The organism is Amycolatopsis sp. NBC_01286 (assembly GCF_035982555.1).
Classification (GTDB): Bacteria; Actinomycetota; Actinomycetes; order Mycobacteriales; family Pseudonocardiaceae; genus Amycolatopsis.
Genome location: NZ_CP108428.1, coordinates 6,830,037 through 6,852,549, shown reverse-complemented (window position 1 = coordinate 6,852,549; position 22,513 = coordinate 6,830,037). Strand labels below are relative to the sequence as shown.

Here is a 22,513-nt window from a genome sequence, read left to right as displayed (position 1 = left end):
TGACATCACTTTTGGAGGAGACCATGTCACCCATCTCGGCTCAGACGTTCATGGTGGTCGGCGTCCTGCGCGACGACACGGACCTCGCGGAATTCGCCGCGCTCCGGAACGACGAAGAGAAACAGCTCGAACTGCTGCGCTCGGCCGGCCGGATCGGCGCCCACTACGTCTCTCCCGCCCGGCGGGCCACGTTCGTCGAGGTCATCGCCGACGACGAGAAGCAAGTCGCGGAAACGTTGGCAACCTTGCCGTTCGCCCGGTTCTTCGACGCCGACGTCTACCCGACCACGCCCCCGGACGCCGCGGAGATCGCCCACCGGGCGCGAGCCACCACCGCGTAACCGCCGCGTCCTCGCGGTCGCGCTCGGCTATACATCCCGATAGGACGGTTGTCGACGAAACCCCTTCACCGCAAGGCAAATCGTCGTACGCAGCCGTCGGCCGCGACCTCGGCTGAGCCGGTGCGCGCGCTCACCCCGCGCACCGGCACCGCGTACAGCCCCAAGTCCAGCTCGAGCAGCAAAACCATGTGACGAGAGCGGCGCAATCGAACGCGCGATCCGTTCCCCGGCGCACATCACCCGCTCCGGGTCGCCGGCGACCGTCCACAGCGCGCTGGCGCAACACCCTCGCGCCCCCACCTCCGGCTCCATGATCGACGGCAGGCTCAAGGACGACCCTTCACCTGGCGGTAACAGCCGCGCCTGGCACCTCTCGGATCAAGGCAGGTGTTACTACCGGCGCCGAATCAGGGTCGGGAACGCACCGCTCCGGCGAGAAGCCGCTGCTCGATGTCGGTGGCCGCGGCGGTGCCGTACGTCGTGCGCAGCCGGGCGAGGAATTCCTCGGGGACGAACACGTACTCCTGTCCTCCCGCCGCTTCCAGGGCGAAACTGGCCAGCGCCGCACCGATCCGGGCTGCCTGTGCGAGCCCGGTCTGCCGGCTCAGCCCGGCCAGGAACCCGGCCCGGAAGGCGTCGCCGACGCCCGTCGGGTCGACGACGGTGTCGGCCGGTACGGCGGGGATCGCCTGGAGCGGCTCCGTTCCCGACTCGATCCGGACGCCGTTTTCGCCGAGCGTGGTGATCCACCGGCCGACCCGGCGGAGAACGTCGTCGCGGGTCCAGCCGGTGGCCGACAACAGCAGGTCGTGTTCGTACTCGTTGGTGAACAGCAGTTCGGCGCCGTCGACGAGGTCGCGGATCTGCGGACCGGTCAGGCGGGCCAGCTGCTGGGACGGGTCGGCCGCGAAGCGGTAGCCGCGCGTGCGGCAGTCGCGGGTGTGCCGGAGCATGGCGTCGGGGTCGTTGGGGGCGATCAGGACCAGGTCGAGGCCGCCGTGGCGGGCGGCGACGCCGGCGAGATCGATGTCGCGGGCCTCGCTCATCGCCCCGGCGTAGAACGAGGCGATCTGGTTCTGGGCCTCGTCGGTGGTGCAGAGGAACCGCGCGGTGTGCCGGGTCGCCGACACGTGCACGGAGGTGGTGTCGACGCCGTGGCTCTCCAGCCAGGTGCGGTAGTCGGCGAAGTCGGGACCGACCGCGCCCACCAGGATCGGGGTCAGGTCCAGCTGGGCGAGGCCGAAGGCGATGTTCGCGGCGACGCCGCCGCGGTGGATGCGCAGATCGTCGACCAGGAACGACAGGGACACCCGGTCGAGCCGGTCCGGGACGAGCTGGTCGGTGAACCGGCCGGGGAACACCATCAGGTGGTCGGTGGCGATCGAGCCGGTCACGGCGATGCGCACGGTCACAGTCCCGTCGCCCGGCGCAGGTCCTCGACGCGGTCCGTGCGTTCCCAGGGCAGGTCGAGGTCCGGGCGGCCGAAGTGGCCGTAGGCGGCGGTCTGGGCGTACAGCGGCCGCAGCAGGTCCAGCTCACGGATGATCGCCGCGGGACGCAGGTCGAACACCTCCGCGATGGTCTGCTGGATCTTCGCCGGGTCGACCGTCTCGGTGCCGAACGTCTCGACGAACAGCCCCACCGGCGCGGCTTTGCCGATGGCGTAGGCGACCTGCACCTCCATCCGGGTGGCGAGGCCGGCGGCGACGGCGTTCTTGGCCACCCACCGCATGGCGTACGCCGCGGAGCGGTCGACCTTGGACGGGTCCTTCCCGGAGAACGCGCCGCCACCGTGGCGGGCGAAGCCGCCGTAGGTGTCGACGATGATCTTGCGGCCGGTCAGGCCGGCGTCCCCCATCGGGCCCCCGACGACGAACCGTCCCGTGGGGTTGACCAGCACCCGCAGGCCGGCGTCGTCGAGGCCGAGGTTCGCCGTCACCGGGCCGATGACGTGCTCGCGGACGTCCGCGGCCAGCATCCGGTCCGGATCGATGCCTTCGGCGTGCTGGGCGGAGACGACAACGGTGTCCAGGGTGAGCGGCCGGTCCCCCGCGTACCCGATGGTGACCTGGGTCTTGCCGTCGGGGCGCAGGTAGGGCATGAGCCCGGACTTGCGGACGTCGGTCAGCCGGCGGGCGAGCCGGTGGGCCAGCGCGATCGGCAGCGGCATCAGCTCGGGGGTGTCCGAGCAGGCGTAGCCGAACATCAGGCCCTGGTCGCCGGCGCCCTGGCGGCCGATCTCGTCCTCGGCCGAGGACCCGGTCCCGGCCCGCGACTCGTACGCGGTGTCGACGCCCTGGGCGATGTCGGGCGACTGCGCGCCGATCGCGACGTTGACGCCGCAGGAGTTCCCGTCGAACCCCTTGGCCGAGGAGTCGTAGCCGATCTCGAGGATCACGTCGCGGACGAGGGCCGGGATGTCGGCGTAGGCCTCGGTGGTGACCTCGCCCACCACGTGCACCTGGCCGGTGGTGACGAGGGTTTCGACGGCCACGCGGGAGCGCGGGTCCTCGGTCAGGAGACTGTCGAGGACGGCATCGCTGATCGCGTCGCACATCTTGTCCGGGTGGCCTTCGGTGACCGACTCGGACGTGAACAGCCGTTGCGGCATGGCAGGTCTCCAGCGTGCTCGGGTGGGCAGGTCGTCGTGGAGCGCGGCCCCGGACTCGCTGCCGGCGGCCCGGAAGTACACAATGGACACACGCGGCACGAGCGCGGAAACGCGCGCCGGCCCGCCGATTGATCCGGCACGCGAAAGGGGCCGGAGCCACACGGTAAACGCGAGAGGGATCGGCGGTCAATCGCGTCCGCGCCCACGCAGCTTTCGGCCGCATCGACGCCGCCATTTCGCCTAGACGCACCCGGGGAACGGTGATGCACATCACTGCCGCCGAAGGAGAAATTGCGTCATTCGGACGACGACAGCCGGTCCGCGCCTGTTCGACGCGGGTCACCGGGCCGGCCGTGCCCGGGTGAAACGACGAGGAAGAATCGCGGACTATCCGGATCTTCGCCGTCGAGAACTGACATCACATTGCGCGCGGGCGCCGGCCTGAACCGACGTACTGGCGCACCCCCGAGCACTAGAGTAACTGCCATACTCTATTTTCGGTAACCGATTCGGCTCATGCTGGCGGAGTGGAACGCGCTGGGGATGGCAGTTCTCCCGCAGCGGTCAAACCGTACCCCGCCGAATCGGAGGAACCCCTTGGACGGCGACATCCAGTCCTATGTGGTCGTGCTCAACGACGAGGAGCAGTACTCGATCTGGCCCGCCGGCCGTGACCTGCCGGCCGGCTGGCGCGGTGCCGGCGTCCGCGGTTCCCAGGCGGACTGCCTGGCCCACATCGGCGAGGTCTGGACCGACATGCGGCCGCTGAGCCTGCGCCGGACCGTGGACCAAGCCGCTCCGGCCACCCACCAGTGAAGGACAGCGTGCGAGATGGTGCTTGATGAATTCCACGCCCAGGTGGTCGAAGCGCCGGACGCGGTCGCGGTGCAGGACGGCGACCGGCGGCTGACCTACCGGACCCTGGCCGCGCACGCGTCCGCTCTGGCGGCCCGGCTCACCGAACGAGGAGTGGGCCAGGACAGCGTCGTGGCCGTCTACGCCGACCGGTCGGCGGAACTGGTGGTCGCGGAGCTGGCCGTGCTGCTGGCGGGCGCGGCCTTCCTGCCGCTGGACCCGGCCCACCCGGCCGCGCGGATCCGCCAGGTACTGGCGCTCTCCCACGCCGCCGCGGTCCTCAGCACCGGGCCGTTGGTGGCCGGTGGCGCACCGCTCGGCGACGACGTCCTGGTGGTCGACCTGACCGGGGAACCGTCCGAGGCGGCCATCCCCGCACCACCCCGGCTGCCCGGCGCCGCACTGGCGTACGTGATCTACACGTCGGGCTCCACCGGCGAGCCGAAGGGCGTCGCGGTGACCCACGCGGGCCTGGCCAACCTGATGCGCTGGCACCACCGCACTTACCGGACGCGGCGGAGCGACCGGTCCACCCTGCTGGCCAGTCCCGGGTTCGACGTCTCGGTCCAGGACATCTGGTTCACCCTGACCGCCGGTGCCGCGCTGGTGATACCGCCCGCCGAGGTCCGCACGTCGCCGCCCGACCTCGCCGCCTGGCTGGCCGACGAACAGATCACGGTGACCTTCCTGCCCACCCCGCTGGCCGAGGCCATCCTCGACGAGACCTGGCCCGCGCACACCGCGCTCCGGTTCCTGCACACCGGCGGCTCGGCGATGCAGCGCGGGGTGCCGGCCGGATTGCCGTTCCCCGTCGTCAACCTCTACGGGCCCACCGAGGCCACGGTGAAGGTGACGGCCTGCGAGGTGCTTCCCGGCGGGCCCGTGCCGCCGCCGATCGGCGTGCCCGTCGACGGCGTGCGCTGCTACGTGCTCGACGGGCTCGACCCGGTACCCGACGGCGAGGCCGGCGAGATGTGCCTGGCCGGCGACTGCGTGGCGCGCGGCTACCTGGGCGACCCGGCGAGCACGGCAGCCGCGTTCGTGCCGGACATCACCGTTCCCGGGCAGCGGATGTACCGCACCGGTGACAAGGTCCGCCGCCGGCCGGACGGGGTGTTCGAGTACATCGGCCGCTACGACGACCAGGCCAAGATCCGCGGGTTCCGGATCGAACCCGGCGAGATCGCCACGGTGCTCAAGCAGCACCCGGGCGTCCGGGACGCCTTCGTGGCCGTCGAACGCTCCGGCCGCCCGGACGCGCGCCTGGTCGCCTACGTGGTCTCCCCCGTCGCGCCCGCCGAGCTGGTCGGGTTCGTCGCGGACCGGCTGCCCGCGTACATGGTGCCGGCCGCGATCGTCGCGCTGCCCTCGCTGCCCCTGACCCCCAACGGCAAGGTCGACCGGCAAGCGCTGCCGGCGCCCGACCGCGCCGCGGCCGGCCTGGCCGACGACGTCGTGGCGCCCCGCACCGCGACCGAGATCGCGGTGGCCGGGATCGTGGCCGGGTTGCTCGGCATCACCGAGATCGGTGTGGACGACGACTTCTTCGCGCTGGGCGGGAACTCGCTGCTCGTCGGCAAGCTGGCGGTCCCGCTCGCGACCGAGCTGAACGCCGCGGTGAGCGTGGCGGAGCTGTTCGAGGCCCGGACCGTGGCCGGCCTCGCCGCCATCGTCGACGAGCGGGCGGCCGCGGCCGACGGGCAGGACCCCGTCTCCCCGCTGATCGCGCCGATCCCGCCGCCGCTGCGCCGCGTCCCCCGTGACCGGCCCATCCCGCTTTCCCTGCCGCAGGAACGGGTCTGGTTCTTCGAGCAGCTCTCCCCCGGCAACCTGGCCTACAACTTCCAGTCCACGGTGTCGATGCGGGGCACGGTGAACGTCGACGCCCTGCGCGCCGCACTGAACGAGATCGTGCGCAGGCACGAGATCCTGCGGACGGCGTTCGTCTCGATCGACGGCGTCGGCCACCAGCGTCCCGTGGCGGCGGCCGAAGCGCCGTTCAAGGTGCTCGACGTCCCGGCCGCGGAGGCCGACGACGTCGTCGCCGCGGAACTGCGCCGGCCGTTCGACCTCACCCGGCCACCGCCGGCGCGCTGGGTGCTGCTGCGTCACGAGAACGAGCAGAACACCTTCCTGCACGTGGAACACCACTTCGTCCACGACGGCTGGTCACTCTCGATGTTCCTGTCCGAGCTGCGAGTCCTCTACCCGGCCTTCGCGGCCGGAGAGCCCTCGCCGCTGCCCGAACTGGCCGTCCAGTACGCGGACTACGCGCACTGGCAACGGAACTGGATGCGCGGCGACGTGCTCCGCGCGCACGTCGACCACTGGACCGCCCGGCTGGCCGGCGCGCCGGACACGCTGGAGCTGCCCACCGACCACCCGCGGCCGCCGGTGATGAGCTTCCGCGGCCGGGCGCCGCGGATCCTGCTCCCGGCCGAGCTGTCGCGGTCGTTGCGCGCCTTCAGCCGGCAGCACCGGGTTTCGCTGTTCGCCACCATGTACGCCGGCTTCGCGGCGTTGCTGTACCACTACACGGGCCAGCGGGACATGCTCGTCGGGACCGGCGCCGCGAACCGGAACGTGCCCGAACTGGAGCCGTTGCTCGGCATGCTCGTCAACACCCTGGTCCTGCGCACGAAGGTGGCGCCCGACCAGCCGTTCGGCGACCTGCTCGAGCAGGTGCGCCGGGGGGTGGCCGAGACGCTGGCGTGGTCGGACACCCCGGTGGACGCGGTGATCGACGCGATCGACCCGGCCCGCGACCCGTCGCGCACCCCGCTGTTCCAGGTCATGTTCAGCTTCCACGACTCCGCGGTGCCGGACATCGACTTCGGCGGGCTCACCGGCCGGGTCACCGAACGCTCGAACCGCACGGCCAAGTCCGACCTCAACGTGATCGTGATCCCCCGCGCCGAGCAGCGCCTCGGCCGGGCGCCCAGCCCCGAGGACGACGACATCTCGATCATCTGGGAGCACTCGTCGGACCTGTTCGACGAGTCCACCATGACGCGGATGATCTCGCACTACCTGACCCTGCTCGCCGACGCGGTGGCCAGGCCGGACACCCGGGTGGGCGCGCTGCGCCTGCTCGAGGAGGCGGAGGCCGGGCAGCTCGACGGCTGGGCCCACGGGCCGGTGCCGGCCGGCACCTTGCCGGTCACCGAACTGGTCGAGCGGCAGGTGCGGACGCGGCCGGGCGCGGCGGCGGTGAGCTGGCCCGAGGGGCAGCTCACCTACGGCGAACTGTGGCAGCGCGCCGGCACGCTGGCCGGCGAGCTCCGGGAGGCCGGCCTCGCCGCCGAGGAACCGGTGGCGGTGTGCGCCGACCGGTCGGTCGAGCTGGTGATCGGCGAGCTCGCGGTGCTCATGGCCGGCGGGTGCTACCTGCCCGTCGACCCGGGCTACCCGGCGGAGCGGATCACCTTCATGCTGCAGGACGCGGGCGTGCGGAAAGCCGTTGCCACGACGGAAATGCACCGGCGGCTGCCGTCGTCCTCCGGCAGCTTCCGGGTCTTCGACCTGAGCGCTCGCACCGGCCAGGCCCCGGCCGGCAGCGCCCCGGCCGCCGACCCGGTGGCCCCGGACCGGCTGGCCTACCTCATCTACACGTCGGGATCGACCGGCCGGCCCAAGGGCGTTGCCCTCCCCCACCGGGGACTGGCGAACCTGGTCGGCTGGCACAAGCGCGAGTACGACCTGGGTCCGGCGGACCGGACCGCGCTGTTCGCGAGCCCCGGGTTCGACGCGTCGACGTGGGAGATCTGGCCCACCCTCGCGGTGGGGGCCATGCTCTGCGTCGTCCCGCCGAAGCTGCGGGCGGCGCCGGCGGAACTGGTGCGCTGGCTCGCCGAAGAGCGGATCACCGTGGCGTTCCTGCCCACGCCGGTCGCCGCGGCCGTGCTCACCGAGCCGTGGCCCGCCGGCACCGCGCTGCGGGCCCTGCTGACCGGTGGCGACGCGTTGCCCGCCGCGCCTCCGGAAGGTCTGCCCTTCCGGCTGTACAACCACTACGGGCCGACCGAGAACACCGTGGTGGCCACGGCGGGCCTGGTCCCGCCGGGGCCGGCCGGACCGCGGCCGCCGATCGGGCGGCCCATCGCCGGCGTCGACGCCCACGTGCTGGACGCCGAGGGCCGGCCGGTGCCGACCGGGGTCCGGGGCGAGCTGCACCTCGGCGGCACGGCGGTGGCCCGCGGCTACGTGAACCGCCCGGAGCTGACCGCGGCGAGCTTCCCCGCCGATCCGTTCACCTCACGGCCGGGCGCCCGCCTGTACCGCACCGGCGACCTGGTCCGCTGGCTGCCCGACGGGCAGCTGGAGTTCCTCGGCCGGGTCGACGAGCAGGTGAAGATCCGGGGGTTCCGGATCGAGCCCGAAGAGGTGGCGGCTACGCTCCGGGAGCACCCGGACGTGCGGGACGCCGCGGTCGTCGCCCGAGCGCTCACGGAGGGGGCCGACGCCTCGCTGGTGGCCTACGCCTGCCGCGACGGCCGGTCCGAAACCGCGTCCGACGAGGAACTGCTGGCCTTCCTGCGAGATCGGCTGCCCGCGTACATGGTGCCGGCCGACGTCGTGGTGCTCCCCGCCCTGCCGCTCACCGAACACGGCAAGGTGGACCACGGTGCACTGGCCGAGCTCGCGCCGCGCACCCCGGCCGTCCCCGAGGCGGAGCAGGTCCCGCGGACGCCGACGGAAGAACGCGTCGCGCAGCTCGCGTCGGCGTTGCTCCGCGACCGGCCGGTGGGCCGCGAGGACGACTTCTTCCGCGTGGGTGGCCACTCCATGCTGGCGGCCCGGCTGGTGACCCAGGTCAACGACGCGTTCGGGGTCGAGGTGCCGATCGCGCGGTTCCTCCAGCGCCCCACCGTGGCGAGCCTGGCGGACGCCGTCGCGGTGGCGACGGCCGGACCGGCGCCGGGTTCCGGTCCGATCCGGGCGGTCACCCGCCGCTCGGCCACGCGGCTGCTGTCCGAGCTCGACCGGCTCACCGACGAGGAGGTCGCGTCGCTCCTGCTCGACGCGGAAGGAACGGCCGAGGGGACCGGGGTGCAGCAGTGAGCACGACCATCGAACCGGAGACCGGGGACCGGCGGGCCCGGCTCGCCGCCCTGCTCCAGCAACGGTCCGAAGAGGACAGCCGGACGCCGCTCTCCTACGCGCAACGGCGGTTGTGGTTCCTCGACCAGCTGCAGCCGGGAAGTGCGGTGTACAACGTCCCGCTCGGTTACGACATCACCGGTCCGGTGCACGTCGCAGCGCTCGAACAGGCGCTGACCGAAGTCGTGCGGCGGCACGAGATCCTGCGCACCGCCTTCCGGTCGGCCGGCGGGACACCACACCAGGTGGTCCTGCCGCCCGGCCCGGTGTCCGTCCCCGTCGTCGACCTGACCGCGCCCGGCCGGTCGGCCGGCGAGGTGACGCGGCTCGCGGACGAGGAGGCCGGCACCCCGTTCGACCTGGTGGCCGGCCGGGTCCTCCGGGCCCGCCTGTTGCGCCTGGCCGACGAGCGGCACCGGCTGCTGATCACCGTGCACCACCTCGCCTGCGACGCCCCGTCGGTCGGCGTGCTGGGCCGGGAGATCGAAGCGCGGTACCGGGCCGCGCTGGCCGGCGAGGACCGGCCGGCGGCCGACCTGCCTGCGCAGTACGCCGATTTCGCCGAATGGCAGCAGAGCACGCTGGCCGGGTCCGAGCTCGACCGGCTGCTGGGGTACTGGACGGACCGGCTCGCCGGCATGCCCACGCGGCACCTGCCCACCGACCACCCCCGTCCGCCGGTGCAGACGTTCCGTGGCTCCGCGCTCTCGTTCGAGCTGCCGGCCGACGCGGTCCGGCGGCTGGAGGAGCTGGGCCAGGCGGAAGGGGCCACGCTCTTCAGCGTCCTGCTCGCGGCCTTCGCGGTGCTGCTGCGGGCCCAGTCCGGCGAGGACGAGGTCGTGGTCGGCACCCCGGTCTCCGGACGGGAACGGCCCGAACTGGCCGGGCTGATCGGGTTCTTCACCAACACCCTGGTGCTCCGCTGCGACGTCGCGTCGCGCCCGACGTTCCGGGAGCTGGTCCAGCGGCTGTGGACCGAGGTCAAGGGCGCGCTGGCCCATCAGGACCTGCCGTTCGAGCGGCTCGTCGAGGAGCTGCACCCCGACCGCGACCTCGCCCAGAACCCGTTGTTCCAGGTGCTGTTCAGCTACCGGTACGAAGAGGAGGGTGCGGGACTGCGCCTGGACGGCTGTGAGGTGAGCCCGGTGCTGGGCGACACCGGCACGGCGCGGTTCGACCTCACGCTGAGCCTCGCGCGCACTCCCGCCGGCTTGACCGGCCGGCTGGAGTACAACACGGACCTGTTCGAGGCCGCGACGGCCGAGCGGATCGCCGAGCGGTACGTCAGCGTCGTGACCGCCGCCGCGCAGGCCCCGGACCGGCCCGTCGACGAGCTGGCCGTGCTGCCGCCGGCCGAGCTGGCCACCCTGGCCGGCTGGCAGGCCGGGACCCGGACCGGGATCGACGACGTCCTCGTGCACCAGGTGCTGGCGGAGCAGGCGGCCGCGACGCCCGACGACGTCGCCGTGGTCGCCGCCGACGCCACCCTGACCCATCGCGAGCTCGACCGGCTCGCCGAGCGGGTCGCCGCGGACCTGCGCCGGCTCGGCGTGACACCGGACGAACCGGTCGGCGTCCACCTCGGCCGGACCTCCACGCTGGTGGTCACCCTGCTGGGGATCCTCAAGGCGGGCGCGGCGTACCTGCCGCTGGATCCCGCCTACCCGCGGGATCGGCTGGCGTTCATGATCGGCGACGCCGGCGTGCGGCTGGTCGTGGCGGACCCGGGGACGGCCGCCTCCGCCCGGCGGCTCGGCGCCGAGCAGGTGCTGGTGCCCGACCTGGCCGGGGCACCGGACATCGAGCCGGCCGCTTCGCCAGCGGTGACCACCCCCGACAACCTGGCGTACGTGATCTACACGTCCGGCTCCACCGGGCGGCCCAAGGGCGTCATGGTCACCCACCGCAACGTGGTCAACCTCTTCGCCGGGATGAACGAGGTCTTCGGGGCCGACGAACCCGGCACCTGGCTCGCGGTGACGAGCGTTTCCTTCGACATCTCCGTCGTCGAGCTGCTGTGGGCGTTGACGCGCGGCCACCGCGTCGTGCTTCGCGGCGAGCCACCCCTCCCCTCGGCCGCGGCCGAGGCGGAATCGGCCACGGCCGCCACGGCCCGCGCGCGCCACATCGACTTCAGCCTGTTCTACTTCGGCAGCGACTCGGAGGCCAACGCCGGTGATCGCTACCGCCTGCTCCTGGAGGGCGCGAAGTTCGCCGACCGCAACGGCTTCACGGCGGTGTGGACCCCCGAACGCCACTTCCACCAGTTCGGCGGGCTGTACCCGAACCCCGCGGTGATGGCCGCGGCCGTCGCCGCGATCACCGAGCGGGTGCAGGTCCGCGCGGGCAGCGTGGTGCTGCCGTTGCACGACCCGGTGCGGGTGGCCGAGGAATGGTCCGTCGTGGACAACCTTTCGGCCGGCCGGGTGGGGGTTTCGCTCGCTTCGGGCTGGCACGCCAACGACTTCGCGCTCGCCCCGGACCGGTTCGAGAAGCGCAAGCAGCTGATGATCGACGGGCTCGCGGAGGTCCGGCAGCTGTGGAGTGGCGGGAAGGTGCCGCGGCGCAACGGCGCCGGCGCCGAGATCGAGGTCGGGGTGTTCCCCCGGCCCGTCCAGCCGGAGCTGCCGGTGTGGCTGACCAGCGCCCGTCATCCGGAGACCTTCCGGATGGCCGGCGAGGCCGGCACCGGGGTGCTCACCCACCTCCTCGGGCACAGCCTGGAGGAGCTGAGCGAAAAGATCGCGCTGTACCGCGAAAGCTGGCGCGAGCACGGGCACGGCCCCGGGGACGGCCACGTGGCGGTCATGGTCCACACCTTCGTCGGCCAGGACCTCGACGAGGTGCGGGAGCTGGTCCGGGAGCCGATGAGCCGGTACCTGGAGACCTCCTTCGACCTGATCGCCTCGCTCGGCGCCACCACCGGGAGCGCCGAGGAGTTCAAGGCGTTGCCGCCCGAGGACCTGCGGGCGCTGGTCGACCGGGCATTCGACCGGTTCTTCGCCACCGCCAGCCTGCTCGGCACCCCGCAGGTCTGCGCCGACACGGTGGACCGGATGAAGGCCGCCGGCGTCGACGAGGTCGCCTGCCTGATCGACTTCGGCGTCGACGAGCAGGCGACGCTCGACGCCCTGGCGCACCTGACGACGGTCCGGGAGATCACCGGCGAACGCCGGGAAGCCGCGCTCGCCGAACCCGAAGCGCCGATCGCCGACCAGCTGCGCGAGCACGCGGTGACGCACCTGCAGTGCACACCGTCCTTGGCCCGCGCCCTGCTGGCGGACAAGGACGCCCGAGCCGAGCTGCCCCGGCTCAGCCGGCTGCTGGTCGGCGGCGAAGCGCTCCCCGCCGACCTGGCCGGCGAACTCGCCGGCGCCGTCGGCGGCACGGTGCACAACATGTACGGACCGACCGAAGCCGCGGTCTGGGCGACGACGTCCCGGATCCGGCCCGGTGCCGGCCCGGTGCGCATCGGGCGGCCGCTGGCGAACGTCCAGGCCTACGTGGTCGACCGCGAGACGCGGCCGTGCCCGGCGGGCGTCCCCGGAGAGCTGCTGCTCGGCGGCAGCGGTGTGGTCCGGGGGTACCTCGGCCGCACGGAGGTGACCGCCGAACGCTTCCAGCCCGATCCGTTCGCCACCGAGCCGGGCGCCCGGGTCTACCGGACGGGCGACCTGGCCCGCTGGGCTCCGGGCGGCGAACTCGAGTTCCTCGGCCGGGTCGACGACCAGGTGAAGCTGCACGGTCACCGGATCGAGCTCGGCGAGATCGAGACCGCGCTCGCCGGGCACGCCGGAGTCGCTTCGGCGGTCGCGGTCATCCGGGGCATCGGCGCGGAGCAACGGATCGTCGGCTACTACGTCCCGGCCACCGGCCGGCCGACCACCGCGGCCGAGTTGCGGGCCTTCCTCGCCACGCGGTTGCCCGGCTACATGGTGCCCAGCGCGTTCCACCCGATCGACGCGGTGCCGCTGACCCCGAACGGCAAGGTCGATCGCCGGGCGCTGCCCGAGCTGTCGGCCGCGCGGCCCGACGGACCCACGGCGTACGCGCCGCCCGCGAACGCGACCGAGCGGCTGGTCGCCGACGTGTGGCGGGAAGTGCTCGGCGTCGACCGGGTGGGCGTGGACGACAGCTTCTTCGAGCTCGGCGGCAACTCGCTGCTCGTGGTGGTGGCCCGGGCCCGGTTGCTCGAACGCCGGGAAAGCGAGCTCTCACTCGTGGACATGTTCCGGTACCCGTCCGCGCGGGCGCTGGCCGAGGCCATCGACCGCAAGCCCGCCGGCGGGGCCGACGAGGCGGTCGGCGCCGGGGCCGCCCGGGCCGCCGCGCGCCGCGCCGCCGGCCAGACCGCCAAGCGGCGCAACGGAAAGGCGGGAACGTGAGCGTGCCTGCGAGCTGTTCGACCCGGCATCGAGCCACGGGGGGCCTGCGGTGACCACCGAACCGGAAGACGGGATGGAGCCGATCGCGGTCGTCGGGCTGGCCGGGCGGGTGCCCGGAGCGGCCACCATGGCGGAGTTCTGGCGCAACCAGCGGGACGGCGTCGAGTCGGTCACCAGGTTCAGCACCCGGCAGCTGGTCGACGCCGGGTGGCCGGCGGAGATGGTGACCCACCCCGACTACGTGCCCGCCGCGGCGGTCGTCGGCGACGCCGACCAGTTCGACGCGGAGTTCTTCGGGTACACCGCGCAACAGGCGGAGCTCAGCGATCCCCAGCAGCGGCTCTTCGTCGAGTGCGTCTGGCACGCGCTCGAGGACACCGGACACGACCCGTCGCGGTTCGACGGCGCCGTCGGTGTCTACGCCGGTTGCTTCGCCAACAAGTACCTGCCGCTGAACCTCCTCGCGAACGCGCGGTTCCGGCGGTCGCTGGCGGCGTTCTCCGCCCGGCCGTACAACGACAAGGACTTCCTCGCGACGCGGGCGGCCTACCTGTGCAACCTGCGTGGCCCCGCGATGACCGTCCAGACGGCGTGTTCCACGTCGCTCGTCGCCATCCACCTCGCCTGCCAGGCGCTGCTGGGGCACGAATGCGACATGGCGCTGGCGGGTGCGGTCGCACTGCCCATTCCGCTGATCGGCGGCTATCCGCTGGTCGCGGGCGGGATCTTCGCCCGCGACGGCCACTGCCGGCCCTTCGACGCCGCCGCCGGCGGGACCATTCCCGGGTACGGCGTCACGGTCGTGGCGCTGCGCCGGCTGAGCGACGCGCTCGCGGACGGCGACCACATCCGCGCGGTGATCCGGGGTACGGCGGTCAACAACGACGGCTCGACGAAGTTCGGCTTCAGCGCGCCGAACATGCAGGCGCAGGCCGAGGTGATCGCCACCGCGCACGCGGTCGCCGGCGTCCCGTCGGAGACCATCGGCTACGTCGAGGCGCACGGCACCGGCACCCCGCTCGGCGACCCGATCGAGGTGGCCGGGCTGACCAAGGCCTTCGACACCCGCGAACGCGGGTTCTGCGCACTCGGCTCGGTGAAAGCCAACGTCGGTCACCTGGACGCGGCCGCCGGAGCGGTGGGTTTCGCCCGGGCCGTGCTCGCCCTCGAACACGGCGAGATCCCGCCCAGCATCAACTTCGAGACGCCCAACCCGGCGCTGGTACTGGACCGCACTCCGTTCTACGTGCCGACCACCGTCCGGCCCTGGCCCCGGGGCGCGACGCCGCGACGGGCCGGCGTCAGCGCGTTCGGCGTCGGCGGCACCAACGCGCACGTGGTGCTGGAGGAGGCGCCGGCGCGGCCGGACGTCGTGCCCGCACGCGGGACGCAGGTGCTCGTGCTGTCCGCGCGCACCGGGAAGGCCCTGGCGGCCGCGGCCGGCAATCTCGCCGGCCACCTGGATCGGCACGAGGACGTGGACATCGCGGACGTCGCCTACACCCTGCAGGCCGGCCGGTCCGGGTTCCCGGTCCGCCGGCACCTGGTGTGTCGCGACCGGACCGAGGCGGTCGCCGCCCTCCACACGCTGGCCGGGTCCGCGTCCGCCACCGGCGTGGTGCCCGCCCGGCAGGTCGTCTTCGTGTTCCCGGGCAGCGGCTCCTGCCACCCGGACGCCGCCGCGGAGATTTACCGCGATGAGCCGGTGTTCGCCGAGCAGGTGGACCGCTGCGCCGAACTGGCGCGGCCACGGCTCGGGTACGACCTGCGCCGGCTGCTCTTCCCATCCACAGTGGACGGTCCGGACGACCCGGGCGGCGGGGCGGCAGCGGCCTTCGCCCTGCAGTGGTCCCTCGCGCGGTTGTGGCAGTCGTGGGGTGTCGAGCCCGCAGCGATGATCGGCGTCGGTGACGGAGAGTACGTGGCGGCCTGCCTGGCCGGAGTGCTGGACCTGGCGGACGCCGTCGACCTCACCATCGCCGGTGCCGGGATCCGCTCCCGCGCCGACGCGGGCGGCGTGCCCGAGCTGCCCGCGGCCGAGTTCGCCGGCGAGGTGGCGGGCTACGAGCTCAAACCGCCGCAGGTGCCCTACATCTCCGGCGTGACCGGAACCTGGATCGGCCCGGAGGAGGCCGTGGAGCCCACCTACTGGGCCCGTCATCTCCGCGGACCGGACCGGTTCGCCGACGGCCTGCGGGAGCTGGCCGGCGAGCGCGGCCGGATCCTGCTCGAACTCGGCCCGGGCACCGTGCTGCCCGAAGCCGTTGCACGGCAAGGGATCACGGAGCTGGTGGCCCTGTCCGCACTGCCACCCGCGGACGCGGGCCGGTCCGGCCCGGCCCACCTGCTCGACACCGTCGGCAGGCTGTGGCAGTCCACTGTGGACATCAACTGGGACGCCGTGCACGGCACGGCGCGACCGCGGCGGGTGTCGCTGCCGGGCTACCCGTTCCAGCGGCGCCGCTACTGGATCGGGCCCGACACCGGCAGCTACGAGCCCCTGGGACTGAAGGAGGCGTCATGGACGAGCCGCTCGTTGCCATCGTAGGAGCCGGGGTCATGGGCACCGGGATCTCGACGCTCGTCGTCGGGCACGGCCTGCCCGTGGTGCTGGTGGACGTCGACGAGGGCGTGCTGGAGCGCGCCCGCGTGGCGTCCGCCACCGGGCTGCGGCACGCCCAGCTGACGGGGGCGCTGCCGGCCGGGCGCGCCCCGGGGAAGCTGCGCACGACACTTTCGCTGGACGACGCCGCGGACGCGACGGTGATCATCGAGGCGGTCACCGAGCTGCCCGAGAAGAAGGCGGAGGTGCTCGCCGGCCTCGCGGCCCTGGTCCGGCCCGGGACTCCCCTGATCTCCAACACCTCCGGCATCCCCATCGACGAGATGGCGGCGTGGGTGCCCCGACCGGAGGACCTCATCGGGACGCACTTCATGAACCCCGCTTACCTCATCGCGATGGTCGAGGTGATCCGCGGCCCGCAGACCGCGGACCGGACCGTCGAGTCGGTGCTGGCGCTGCTGACCCGGCTCGGGCGGCGGGCGGTGGTGGTCAACGACGCACCCGGTTTCGTGACGAGCCGGCTCCTGCACCCGATGATCAACGACGCCGCGCAGGTGATCGGGGCCGGCACCGCCACCGTCGAGGAGGTGGACACCCTGATGCAGGGCTGCCTCGGTCATCCGACGGGTCCGCTGCGCACCGCGGACCTGATCGGCATCGACAACCTCGTCGACGCCCTGAACGCGCTGCACGCCCGGACCGGGGACGAGCGGTGCCGCCCCAGCAAGGTTCTCCTGGACAAAGTCCGGCTGGGTGAGCTCGGCCGGAAAAGCGGCCGTGGCTTCTACGTCTACAGTGAGGCAAAGTCATGAATTCGGAGCAGCAAACCGAAAAGGCGACCTTCGACACGGACGCCGTCATCGACGAGATCAGCAGGTTCGTGGCCGAGCAGACCGGGACCCGGCCCGAGGCGGACCAGGACCTCTTCGCCACCGGGGTGGCCAACTCCATGTTCGCCATGCAGCTGGTGGTGTTCCTGGAACAGGCCTACTCCGTGACGGTGGCCGGACCGGACCTGCAGCTGTTCAACTTCCTCACGGTCAAGAGCATGGCCGCGCTGACCGCCCGGCTCCGGGCGGAGTCCGCCGCAGGCTGCGATGTCTGACGGGCTTCCCCCCGGCCACGCGGACACCTGGCGCTTCGTCGAGGAGAACGCCGGCGCCTGGGACATCGCGGGCGAGATCCCGCGCACCGTCCTGAGTGGACTCGGTGCGGCCGGCTTCCTCTGCGCGGAGGTGGCGAAGGACCACGGCGGCCTCGGCATGCTCGGCCAGGAGAGCGGGGAGCTGACCGCGTACGCCGGGAGCCTGTGCAGTTCCGTGCGCAGCGTGATGACCTCGCAGGGAATGGCGGCGTGGATGGTGCAGCGCCTGGGCACCCGCGAACAACGGGCCCGGTTCCTGCCGCAGCTGACCGGCGGCCGGCTCGCGGCCGTCGCCTTCAGCGAACCCGAGGCCGGCAGCGACCTCGGGGCGATGACCGCCGAACTGCGGTTCACCGGCGACACCGTGGTCGTCGACGGCCACAAGACGTGGATCACCGCCGCGACGTACGCCGACCTGATCGTCGTCGTCGCGAAGGCCGGTGGCGACGCGGCGGCGGTCGTCGTGCCGGCGGACGCCGAGGGGGTCCGGATCGAGAAGATCCCGCACCCCCTCGGCTGTCGCGCGGCCGGGCACGCGCACGTCCGGCTGGACGGCGTCCGGGTGCCGGCCGCGAACGTCCTCGGCGGCACCGGGCTGTCGCTGCCGTTCCTGATCACGACGGCGCTGTCCTACGGCCGGATGTCGGTGGCGTGGGGCTGCGCCGGCATCCTGCGCGGCTGCCTCCGCGCGGTGACCGGGCACGCGAAAGCCCGGCGGCAGTTCGGCAAGCCCATCGCGGAGCACCAGCTGGTGTCCCGGATGGTCGCCGACCTCTACACCGCGGAGCAGGTCGCCACCGCCGTGTGCCGGCACGCCGCCGAGTGCTGGGAGTCGGGCTCGCCCGACCAGGTGATCGCCACCGTCCTCGCGAAGCACGTGAGCGCGACCGAGGCCGTGCGCGGAACCGCGTCGGCCGTGCAGATCATGGCCTCGGCGGGCGCGTCGGACGGCCACGTGGTCGCCCGCGGCTACCGGGACGCCAAGTTGATGGAAATCATCGAGGGAAGCAGTGAGATCTGCCGGCTCGAGCTCGCCAGGCACGCCCTCGCGGCCGGGACCGGTCCGGTACGGCGGGAGGCGCAGTGAGCGAACCGATCACCACGGTCAAGTGTGTCGTCTGGGACCTGGACAACACGCTGTGGAAGGGCACCCTGCTCGAGGACGACGACGTGGTCATCGCCGACCACGTCCGCGACACCATCACCGGTCTCGACTCCCGCGGCATCCTGCAGGCCGTCGCCAGCAAGAACGACCACGGCCCGGCCTGGGAGCGCCTCGAAGCCCTCGGCGTCGCCGAGTACTTCGTGCTCGCCAAGATCGGCTGGGGCCCGAAGTCGTCGTCGGTGCGCGCGATCGCCGACGAGCTGAAGTTCGCCCACCACACGATCGCCTTCGTCGACGACCAGCCGGCGGAGCGCGCGGAGGTCGGGTTTCACCTGCCGGAGGTGCGCTGCTACCCGGCCGAGTCGATTTCCGGTCTGCTGGACCTGCCCGAGTACACGCCGGCCACAGTGACGACCGACTCGCGCCGGCGTCGCGAGATGTACCGGTCGAACGTGCGCCGCCAGGCCGAGCAGGAGTCGTTCGACGGGCCGTCGGAGGCGTTCCTGCGCTCGCTGGAGCTGGTGATGGAGATCGGCCGCGCCACGGCGGACGACCTGTCCCGGATGGAGGAGCTGACGCTGCGGACGAGCCAGATGAACGCGACCGGCGTCCACTACTCCGACGCCGATCTGCGTGCCCTTCTGAACGATCCGCGCCACGAGGTCCTGGCGGTGACGATGAGCGACCGCTTCGGCTCGCACGGCGCGGTCGGTGTCGCGCTGCTGGAGAAGGACCCGGCGGTGTGGCACCTGAAGCTCCTGGCCACCTCGTGCCGGGTGGTGTCCTTCGGAGCGGGGGCGACCGTGCTGAACTGGCTGGTGGACGAGGCGGCGACGGCCGGCGCGCACCTGGTCGCGGACTTCCGGCCGACGGCCCGGAACCGGGTCATGGACGTCGCGTACCGGTTCGCCGGGTTCACCGACGAGCCCTGCGCCTGCCACGCCGGACTGCCGGCACCGGACAGCGCGGAAACGCGACGCCTGCACCTCACTCCGAGCCCGCGCCCGGCACCCACCACCCTGCACCTGACCGCGTTGCGGCTGGCCACGGCCTGATCTGCGGCCCCGTCAGCACACCGTGCCAGCGCCGAAACCGGCCGCTGTCCCCCTGGGGGCAGCGGCCGGTTCGTTTCGGCCGGGCGTGTGAGCCGCCGCGACCCGGCGAGTCCGAGGGGACAACGCACCGCGGCCGGCGCCCCGTCGAGGGCGCCGGCCGCGGCCGATCGAGCCGTCACCTCTTGCGGGCGAGGGTGATCCCGTCGGCCATCGTGAGCATCGCGATGTCCACCCGCGGATCGTCGCGCAGAGCCGAGTTGAGCGCCCGGACCGCGACGGTGTCCGGGTCCCGGACGGCCGGGTCGACCACCCGGCCGAAGAAGAGCGTGTTGTCGATGACGATCAGCCCTTCCCGCCGCACCAGGCCGAGCGCTGCCTCGTAGTACGTCCCGTAGCCGGCTTTGTCCGCGTCGATGAACACGAGGTCGAACCGCTCGTCACCGCCCTCTTCCGCGAGGGTGGCCAGCGTCTTCGCCGCGTCGCCGATGCGGACCTCGATGCGCTCGGCGACTCCGGCGCGCTGCCAGTAGTCGGCGCCGATCGCGGGCCACCGGCCGTCGAGGTCGAGGGTGACGACCACGCCGTCCGGCGGCAGCGCCCGCGCCATGCACAACGTGCTGTAGCCGGTGAAAGTCCCGATCTCCAGCACCGACCTGGCCCCGGACAAGCCGACCAGCAGCGCCAGCAGCTGGCCCTCCTCGGCCATCACCTGCATGGCCGGGCCGCCCGGCAGGCCCGCGGTCACCGCCCGGAGCTCGGCCAGCAGCGGGTCCTCCCGCAGGGACACCGCGCGGACGTACTCGTGGATTTCCGGTGTCGCCACGATCTGTTCTGCCATGCCGCGGCTCACTTCCTCGCGACGCAGGCGAACGACAGCGGGATCGGGTCACCCGAAATCCGCCAGTTGTGGTCCCCGTCGGACTCCATCAGCGGGAGCCGCTGCCGCGCGTCGTAGGGGACCTCGCGGAGGTGTTCGATGGTCAGGCCGGCGTCGATGAGGGCGTTCACCACCTCCTCCACGGTCCACCGCCAGCCGTAGATGGAGTGCTTCTCCACGTCCACCGCGTCGTCGATCTTGTCGGCGTAGCTCTTGGACATCTCGTGGTGCACCTGCCGGGACCGGAAAAGCGAGCGGGCCACCCGGAGTTCGCCGTCGACGTCGTCGAAGAGGTTGAGGATCGGGTGGATCTCCACGATCGTGAGGGTGCCGCCCGGCTTGACGAAGTTCGCCGCCACCTCGGCCCAACGGGGGATGTCGGGCAGGAACGAGAGGGTGCCGTACCCGGTGAACACCATGTCGAACTGCCCGTCGAGCACCTGGGGTAGGTCGTAGAGGTTCGCCTGGACGAACTTCGCGTCGAGGTCCAGCTCGCCGGCGAGGCCGTTCGCGATGTCGATCGCCTCGTCCGAGATGTCGGTGCCGGTCACCTGCGCACCCAGCCGGGCGAGCGAGAGCGAGTTGACGCCGATGTGGCACTGCAGTTCCAGCAGGGACCGGCCGCGGACGTCGCCCAGCTCCTCCCGTTCCAGCTTGCGCAGCATGTTGTGGCCCTGCTTGAACTTTTCCACGTCGTAGTACGACGACTGCAGGTGCGCCCGCGCGCGCAGGTTGAAGCCCTCCTGGTTGGCCGAGATCTTGTCGAGGTCGCTCATCGTGGTCATCGGTGGTTCCCTTCGGCGTGGACGGGTCGGTGTGGACGGTCGCCGGCCACCAGTGGGGCCAGCTCCCGGCGGCTGGTCACCCCCAGCTTCTGGTAGGCCCGGCCCAGGTAGTTGTCGACGGTGCGGGCGGACAGTCCCAGCCGGTGCCCGATGGCGGGGCTGGTGAAGCCGCCGGCGGCCAGCAGCGCGACGTCCCGCTCGCGCCGGGTGAGCCCGGCCAGCCGGGCCGTGAGCCGCAGCAGCGGGGTGGCCGCGTCCGGGCGCGCGACGCCTCCGGCGGGCGCGGCGGCCTGCCGCAGCGCGGCCGCGGCGGTGGCGGTCTCCGCGGCGAACAGGTCCATCCCGAGTTCGGTGAACTTCGCCGTGGCGACGTCCAGGGCCCCGGGATCGGACCGGGCCAGCGCGGCCGCGGCGCTCGCCATCACCGGCACGAGCGGCCCCTGCACCACGTCGGCGAGCTCGGCGAGGCGATGCCGTACGGCGTTCGGATCGCCGAGCCGGGACACGTCGTAGCGGGCCATCGCTTCGACGGCGTACTGCCCCGAAGCCATGGCGACGTCGGCTGCCGTGCGCGCCTGCCGGGCGGCGAGCGTGGTGTCGCCGCCCGCCGCGGTGATCCACGCCCGGCTCAGGGTCAGCCACGGGACGAACATGCGGCACCCGGGTGCCGTGTCGGCGAGCAGCCGGGTCTGCTCGGCGCCGGCCAGGTCGCCGGACACGGCGCGGGCCACGGCGAGCTCGGCCAGGCACGGCGCCAGCAGCGGACCCGAGCTGCCGCCGTCGAACAGGTGCGAAGCGGTCTCGAGATCGGCGATGGCGGCCGTCAGGTCGCCCCGGGTCTTGGCGGCCGCGCCGCGCAGAGCCAGCCAGCCACCGGCCACCGCGACGCTTCCGGCGGCCACCGCGTCCCGGTACCCGTCGTCGGCCATCCGGTGCGCCTGCCGCACCTGGCCGGCGAGCAGCAACACGAAGCAGTGCGCGTAACCGATCTCGGCGGACCGGGGCCGGCCCCGGCCGGGCCGGGTGGCGGCCGCGAGCGCTTGGCCGAACCGGCCGGCCAGGCCGGCCGCGACGACCACGGTGATCACCGCCGGCGGGATCGCCTCGTCGGGTACCGGCCGGTCAGCCAGTACGTTCTCCCCCGCGGCCAGTGCCGCGCGGGTGCGGCCGTCCAGCAGCAGCAAGCCGGCCCGGTGCGCCGCGGTCACCGGGCTGCCGACGTCGCGCAGCACGCGGTGCGCGGCCTCGACGTCGCCCGCTCCCCAGTACTTGATCGCCGCCGCGGTCACGGCCCAGCGGGTGCGGCGGGCCAGCGGGGCATCGCCGGCCGGCTGGCGGGGCAGCACCTCCTCGGCGTACTCGTACAACCCTTGCCGCACCAGCACCTCGGCCATGAGCTGGCCGACCGGGGTGCTGCCGCCCAGGCGGTGGTTCGCCGAGGTCGCCGCCGCCTTGGCCAGGTCGAGGTGCACCTTGACCAGCACTCGCTGTCCCTCGGGGAGCAGCCGGCTCCGCCGCGGCACCGTGTCGAGCGAACCTGCCGGCAGGACCGCGGCCGAGGAGGGCTCCAGGACGTCGCCGTACTCCGGACCCGCCGTCACGAGGCCCGTCCGGCCGGTGCGGGCCTGTCGGCGGGGTCTCCGCCGGTGCGCTTTTCTCCAGTACCGCGGGCGAGTGCCGGAAAGCGCGCAT

Annotated in this window: 15 protein-coding genes and 2 pseudogenes; 11 read left to right on the top strand and 6 right to left on the bottom strand. The window is 72.9% G+C overall.

The genetic code is table 11. The annotated features are described in order from the left end of the window. Positions 1 to 23 precede the first annotated feature (23 nt). Complete coding sequence (locus tag OG570_RS32265) at positions 24 to 341, top strand: muconolactone Delta-isomerase family protein (protein ID WP_326952830.1); 318 nt, start codon at positions 24 to 26, stop codon at positions 339 to 341. A 65-nt stretch (positions 342 to 406) separates the two neighbouring features. Here the strand turns inward: OG570_RS32265 and OG570_RS32260 are convergent, their stop codons facing one another. From OG570_RS32260 to metK, 3 genes are all read right to left on the bottom strand, one after another. Next, positions 407 to 529, bottom strand: coding sequence for a hypothetical protein (locus tag OG570_RS32260; RefSeq protein WP_326952829.1), 123 nt, complete (start codon positions 527 to 529; stop codon positions 407 to 409). Between the two features lie 219 nt (positions 530 to 748). Further along, entirely contained in the window at positions 749 to 1,747 is a 999-nt protein-coding gene (locus OG570_RS32255) for a carbohydrate kinase family protein (RefSeq protein WP_326952827.1), read from the bottom strand. 2 nt (positions 1,748 to 1,749) lie between these two features. After that, on the bottom strand, positions 1,750 to 2,952 hold the full coding sequence (gene metK, locus OG570_RS32250) for a methionine adenosyltransferase (protein ID WP_326950195.1): 1,203 nt from the start codon (positions 2,950 to 2,952) through the stop codon (positions 1,750 to 1,752). Between the two features lie 597 nt (positions 2,953 to 3,549). On the opposite strand from metK, the gene OG570_RS32245 reads away from it, so the two are divergent. The 10 genes and pseudogenes from OG570_RS32245 (at position 3,550) to OG570_RS32210 (ending at position 19,159) form a co-directional block, all read left to right on the top strand. Next, positions 3,550 to 3,768 (top strand): MbtH family protein, encoded by a 219-nt coding sequence (locus OG570_RS32245; RefSeq protein WP_326952826.1) that lies wholly within the window; start codon positions 3,550 to 3,552, stop codon positions 3,766 to 3,768. Positions 3,769 to 3,783: 15 nt separating this feature from the next. Then, a complete protein-coding gene (locus tag OG570_RS32240; RefSeq protein WP_326952825.1) occupies positions 3,784 to 8,868 on the top strand; it encodes a non-ribosomal peptide synthetase in 5,085 nt (1,694 codons plus the stop codon). Beyond that, positions 8,865 to 10,265, top strand: a pseudogene (locus OG570_RS48405) (condensation domain-containing protein); the annotation flags it as partial. The gene OG570_RS32240 and the pseudogene OG570_RS48405, both read left to right, overlap by 4 nt. Beyond that, positions 10,248 to 10,952 (top strand): annotated as a pseudogene (locus OG570_RS48400) (AMP-binding protein); the annotation flags it as partial. The pseudogenes OG570_RS48405 and OG570_RS48400, both read left to right, overlap by 18 nt. Continuing rightward, entirely contained in the window at positions 10,953 to 13,292 is a 2,340-nt protein-coding gene (locus OG570_RS48395) for a MupA/Atu3671 family FMN-dependent luciferase-like monooxygenase (protein WP_442788338.1), read from the top strand. A gap of 49 nt (positions 13,293 to 13,341) precedes the next feature. Then, on the top strand, positions 13,342 to 15,840 hold the full coding sequence (locus OG570_RS32230; protein ID WP_326952823.1) for a type I polyketide synthase: 2,499 nt from the start codon (positions 13,342 to 13,344) through the stop codon (positions 15,838 to 15,840). Further along, on the top strand, positions 15,813 to 16,667 hold the full coding sequence (locus OG570_RS32225) for a 3-hydroxyacyl-CoA dehydrogenase family protein (protein WP_326952822.1): 855 nt from the start codon (positions 15,813 to 15,815) through the stop codon (positions 16,665 to 16,667). Before OG570_RS32230 ends, OG570_RS32225 begins: the two co-directional genes overlap by 28 nt. After that, positions 16,664 to 16,960 carry an acyl carrier protein gene (locus OG570_RS32220; RefSeq protein WP_247052388.1) on the top strand — a complete coding sequence of 99 codons (297 nt, stop codon included), beginning with the start codon at positions 16,664 to 16,666 and terminating at the stop codon, positions 16,958 to 16,960. The genes OG570_RS32225 and OG570_RS32220 overlap by 4 nt, the downstream gene beginning before the upstream one ends. After that, positions 16,953 to 18,086 carry an acyl-CoA dehydrogenase family protein gene (locus tag OG570_RS32215; protein WP_326950201.1) on the top strand — a complete coding sequence of 378 codons (1,134 nt, stop codon included), beginning with the start codon at positions 16,953 to 16,955 and terminating at the stop codon, positions 18,084 to 18,086. Before OG570_RS32220 ends, OG570_RS32215 begins: the two co-directional genes overlap by 8 nt. Beyond that, positions 18,083 to 19,159, top strand: a complete 1,077-nt coding sequence (locus tag OG570_RS32210; RefSeq protein ID WP_326952821.1) for an HAD-IIIC family phosphatase — start codon at positions 18,083 to 18,085, stop codon at positions 19,157 to 19,159. The genes OG570_RS32215 and OG570_RS32210 overlap by 4 nt, the downstream gene beginning before the upstream one ends. A 175-nt stretch (positions 19,160 to 19,334) precedes the next feature. On the opposite strand, the gene OG570_RS32205 is transcribed toward OG570_RS32210, so the two are convergent. Genes OG570_RS32205 through OG570_RS32195 form a run of 3 tightly spaced genes read right to left on the bottom strand, consistent with a single transcriptional unit; the run spans position 19,335 to position 22,422 of the window. After that, on the bottom strand, positions 19,335 to 19,997 hold the full coding sequence (locus tag OG570_RS32205) for an O-methyltransferase (RefSeq protein ID WP_326952820.1): 663 nt from the start codon (positions 19,995 to 19,997) through the stop codon (positions 19,335 to 19,337). 8 nt (positions 19,998 to 20,005) lie between these two features. Next, positions 20,006 to 20,821 (bottom strand): class I SAM-dependent methyltransferase, encoded by an 816-nt coding sequence (locus OG570_RS32200; protein ID WP_326950204.1) that lies wholly within the window; start codon positions 20,819 to 20,821, stop codon positions 20,006 to 20,008. Continuing rightward, positions 20,818 to 22,422 (bottom strand): helix-turn-helix transcriptional regulator, encoded by a 1,605-nt coding sequence (locus OG570_RS32195; protein ID WP_326952819.1) that lies wholly within the window; start codon positions 22,420 to 22,422, stop codon positions 20,818 to 20,820. Before OG570_RS32195 ends, OG570_RS32200 begins: the two co-directional genes overlap by 4 nt. Positions 22,423 to 22,513: the final 91 nt, after the last annotated feature.

Excerpts from the sequence above, each read along its gene's own strand:
- OG570_RS32265 (WP_326952830.1), top strand. The coding sequence starts at position 24 with ATGTCACCCATCTCGGCTCAGACGTTCATGGTGGTCGGCGTCCTGCGC.
- OG570_RS32260 (WP_326952829.1), bottom strand. The coding sequence starts at position 529 with ATGGTTTTGCTGCTCGAGCTGGACTTGGGGCTGTACGCGGTGCCGGTG.
- metK (WP_326950195.1), bottom strand. The coding sequence starts at position 2,952 with ATGCCGCAACGGCTGTTCACGTCCGAGTCGGTCACCGAAGGCCACCCG.
- OG570_RS32240 (WP_326952825.1), top strand. The coding sequence starts at position 3,784 with ATGGTGCTTGATGAATTCCACGCCCAGGTGGTCGAAGCGCCGGACGCG.
- OG570_RS32225 (WP_326952822.1), top strand. The coding sequence starts at position 15,813 with ATGGACGAGCCGCTCGTTGCCATCGTAGGAGCCGGGGTCATGGGCACC.
- OG570_RS32220 (WP_247052388.1), top strand. The coding sequence starts at position 16,664 with ATGAATTCGGAGCAGCAAACCGAAAAGGCGACCTTCGACACGGACGCC.
- OG570_RS32215 (WP_326950201.1), top strand. The coding sequence starts at position 16,953 with ATGTCTGACGGGCTTCCCCCCGGCCACGCGGACACCTGGCGCTTCGTC.
- OG570_RS32205 (WP_326952820.1), bottom strand. The coding sequence starts at position 19,997 with ATGGCAGAACAGATCGTGGCGACACCGGAAATCCACGAGTACGTCCGC.
- OG570_RS32200 (WP_326950204.1), bottom strand. The coding sequence starts at position 20,821 with ATGACCACGATGAGCGACCTCGACAAGATCTCGGCCAACCAGGAGGGC.